This is a genomic window from Rhizobacter sp. P2_H3, assembly GCF_056403355.1.
In genome coordinates this window covers 1-3,783 of record NZ_JBFUFQ010000365.1, presented here as the reverse complement: position 1 = coordinate 3,783, position 3,783 = coordinate 1, and the positions used below count along the sequence as shown (strand labels likewise).

3 protein-coding genes are annotated in these 3,783 nt (G+C 67.8%); all 3 read right to left on the bottom strand.

Annotated elements, in window-relative coordinates; translation table 11 throughout:
* The coding region (locus AC1D1T_RS30905; protein ID WP_477993213.1) for an aminotransferase class III-fold pyridoxal phosphate-dependent enzyme at positions 1-636 on the bottom strand (636 nt) is incomplete at its 3' end.
* Between the two features lie 37 nt (positions 637-673).
* The gene (locus AC1D1T_RS30900) at positions 674-2,161 is read right to left on the bottom strand and encodes an aldehyde dehydrogenase (RefSeq protein ID WP_465113595.1); all 1,488 of its coding nucleotides are present in this window, start codon (positions 2,159-2,161) and stop codon (positions 674-676) included.
* A gap of 25 nt (positions 2,162-2,186) precedes the next feature.
* Positions 2,187-3,599: a DUF3138 family protein gene (locus AC1D1T_RS30895; RefSeq protein ID WP_465113594.1), complete on the bottom strand. Its 1,413-nt coding sequence runs from the start codon at positions 3,597-3,599 to the stop codon at positions 2,187-2,189.
* Positions 3,600-3,783: the final 184 nt, after the last annotated feature.

The window sequence follows — 3,783 nt, the reverse complement described above, 5'->3', positions numbered from 1 at the left end:
GCCTTCGCCTTGCACCGGCTCGAACACGATGGCTGCCACGCGCGAGGGCTCGATGTCGGCCTTGAAGAGGTGCTGCAGCGCCTTCTGCGTGTCGGCGAGGCTCGTGCCCTCGGCGGGGAAGGGCGCGTGGTAGATCTCGGGTGGGAAGGGGCCGAAGCCGGCCTTGTACGGCTGCACCTTGCCGGTCAGCGCGACGGCGAACAGGCTGCGGCCGTGGAACGCGCCGCCGAACGCGATGACGCCGGCCCGCTTCGTGTGGGCGCGGGCGATCTTCATCGCGTTCTCGATCGCCTCGGCGCCGGTGCTGAAGAAGGCGGTCTTCTTCGCATGGCGGCCGGGCGTCAGCGCATTGAGCTGCTCGGCCAGCGCGATGTAGCCCTCGTAGGGCACGACCTGGTAGCAGGTGTGGGTGAAGCGCTTGAGCTGTGCCTCGATCGCGGCGACCACCTTCGGGTGGCGGTGGCCGGTGTTCATCACCGCGATGCCGCCGGCGAAGTCGAGGAAGCGCCGGCCTTCGACGTCCCACAGCTCGGCGTTCTCGGCATGGTCGGCGAAGAAGGTGCCCATCACGCCGACACCGCGCGGCGTGGCCGCGGCCTTGCGGGCCATCAGCTGTTCGTTGAGAGAGTGATTCATCGAATCCTCCGTAGCCCGGATGCCAATCCGGGATTCATCAGTCAATCCGGATCCACGTGGTCTTCAGCTCGGTGTACTTGTCGAACGCATGCAGCGACTTGTCGCGCCCGTTGCCGCTCTGCTTGAAGCCACCGAACGGCACCGTGATGTCGTCCTCGTCATACTGGTTGACGTGCACCGTGCCGGCGCGCAGCGCCCGCGCCACGCGGTGCGCGCGGTTGATGTTGCTGCTCCACACGCTGGCCTGCAGCCCGTACGCGCTGTCGTTGGCCATCGCGATCGCTTCTTCCTCGGTCTTGAAGCGGATCACCGACAGCACCGGCCCGAAGATCTCCTCGCGCGCGATCTTCATCGTGTTGGCGACGCCGTCGAACACCGTCGGCTCGACGAAGTACCCGCCGCTGTCCTGCCGCACCTGCCGCCCGCCGGCGGCGAGCCGCGCGCCTTCGCTCTGGCCGGCATCGATGTAGCCCAGCACCGTGCGCAGCTGGGTGTCGTCGACCAGCGCGCCCAGTTCGGTGGTGGCATCGAGCGGGTTGCCCGGCCGGTACTTCGGCGCCTCGGCCGTCACCGTCTTCACGAAGTCGTCGGCGATGCTCTCGTGCACGAACACGCGCGACGGCGCGTTGCACGATTCCCCCTGGTTGAAGAACATGCTGCCGGCCACCGTCTGCGCGGCGCGCACCGGGTCGTCGAAATCGGGGAACACGATGAAGGCCGACTTGCCGCCGAGCTCGTTGTAGACGCGCTTCAGGTTGCTGCGCCCGGCGTAGTCGAGCATCTTGCGGCCCACGCGCGTCGAGCCGGTGAAGCCGATCGCATCGACCTGCATGTGCAGCGCGAGCGCCTCGCCGGCCTCGTGGCCGTAGCCCGGCACCACGTTGAACACGCCCTCGGGCAGCCCGGCCTGCAGCGCGAGCTCGGCCAGGCGCAGGGCGGTCAGCGGGGATTTCTCGCTCGGCTTCAGCACCACGCTGTTGCCGGCAGCGAGCGCCGGGCCGAGCTTCCACGAGGCCATGATCATCGGGTAGTTCCACGGCACGATCGCGCCGATCACGCCCATCGGCTCGCGCGTGATCAGCGCCAGCGCGCTCTGCGGCGTCGGCGCGATCTCGTCGTAGACCTTGTCGACCGCCTCGGCATACCAGGCGATGCAGCGCGCGGTGGAGGGCACGTCGACGCTCAGGCTGTACTTGATCGGCTTGCCCATGTCGAGCGTCTCGAGCAGGGCCAGCTCTTCCTTCGCGCCGAGGATCAGCTCGGCAAAGCGCTGCAGCACCTTCTTACGCTGGGCCGGCGCCTTGCGCGACCAGCGGCCGTCGTCGAAGGCGCGGCGTGCCGAGGCCACCGCGGCATCGATGTCGGCCGCCCGGCCGCGCGCCACCTGCGTGAGGGTGCGGCCGTCGAGCGGCGACACGCAGCCGAAGGTCTCGCCGTCCTGTGCCGCGACGCGCTGGCCGTTGATCACGGCGCGGCCGTCGAATTGCAATGCGGCCACGCGTGCTGCCCAGTCGATCGAGCTCATGCTGTCTCCTTCGTCAGGACCTTGATCAGAACGACACCACGACTGACGCGCCCAGCAGGTGGTTGCTCTTCTTGTAGCTGCCGTCGCCGGTGTCCAGGAACACCGGCAGTGTCGCGCGATCGAGCCGGTATTCGGCCTTCAGGGTCGTGTTGCGGGTCCACAGGTAGTTGAAGCCGACCGCCAGCGCATAGCGGTTCGCGCCGTCGTCGCAGCCGTCGACCAGCGCGCCCGGGGCGCAGCCCAGCGCCGGATCCGGGCCGATGCCGTTGCGGTCGTCGGCCACCGAGTACTGCAGCAGCCCGCCGCCGTTCTTCTTGTTGTTGATGTAGTCGGCCCGCACCACGCCCTCGAAGCGCGGCTCGAACTTGTAGGCCGCGAGCGCCGACAGGCCCCACCACTGCGCGTCGCGCAGGCTGCCGTCGGCGGCCGGCACGATCGAGGCATTGCGCTGCCGGCCGAAGCCGACCTGGCCCTGCACCGTCCAGTCGCCGCGGATGAAGTAGCCATCGATCTCGAACAGGTCGAGGCGGGAATCGTCCTGCGGGATCACCTCGAGGGTGGTCGGGTCGATCGCGCTCTCGGAGAAGTTGGCGACCTTGCCATGCACGCCGGCGAAGCCGAAGCCGTTGAACTCGCCCTTCGAGTAGTCGACGCGGTAGGCGAACACCGGCGATTTCTGGTTGGCGCCCTGCTTGGTCTTGTTGTAGTTGGCGATCAGCAGCTTGGTGTCCCACTTGCCGCGGATGAACTCCATGCCGGCGCCGGTGTAGGCGGTCGGCTCGGTGAAGTCGAGCAGCAGGCCGCGCGTGACCAGCTTGGTCTGCGTCGGCTGCACGTACTCGTAGCCTGACCAGTCGGGGATCTGGCCGGCGATGAAGCGGGTCTGCAGGTCGCCGAGCGGGATCGACACCGAGGCCTCGTGCACGATGCTGTTGCCGTCCGGGTCGGCGATCGAGCCGGCCCCGCGGTTGGGCATCAGCGTCAGGCGCCACTTGGTGCCGCCTTCCATCTCCTTCTGGAAATCGAGGCTCGCGACGCCGAAGTAGGAGTTGTCGTAGTTGTAGCCGTCGTCCGAGACGCGGTTCAGGAACTGGAAGCCGGCGCGGTGCTGGTTCTTGTTGTAGATGTAGCTCGGGTCGAAGTAGCCGCTGATCTTCAGGCCCTTCAGGCCCTGGGCTTCCATCCCGTCTTCGAGCGCCTCGGTCTTGATGGCGATGCGGTTGAACTCCTGCACCTGCTCGGGGGTCATGCCCCATTGCTTCTCGGCGGGCTTGCCGTCGGGGCCCGACTTCTCCGCGAGCTTCTTCTCGAGGTCGGCGATGCGCTGCTTCATCGCCTTCAGCTCGTCCATCAACTCCTTGTTCGACTGCGCCTGGGCGGGGGCTGCCCATGCAGCGGCGACGGCCAGCGCCAGGGTCGAGAGCTTCGCGAACTTCATCGGTTTTCTCCTCGGGGTTGGATTCGGGGTGTTCTGGTGTCAGGCGCCACGCTGCGCCGCGTTCATTTCCTGGAGGCGGCGCCGCTCGGCGCGCGCGATGTAGAGGCTGGCCGCCGCGACGCAGATGGCGACGATCACGATGATCACGGTGGCCACCGCATTGACGCTCGGGTTCAGGCCGAGC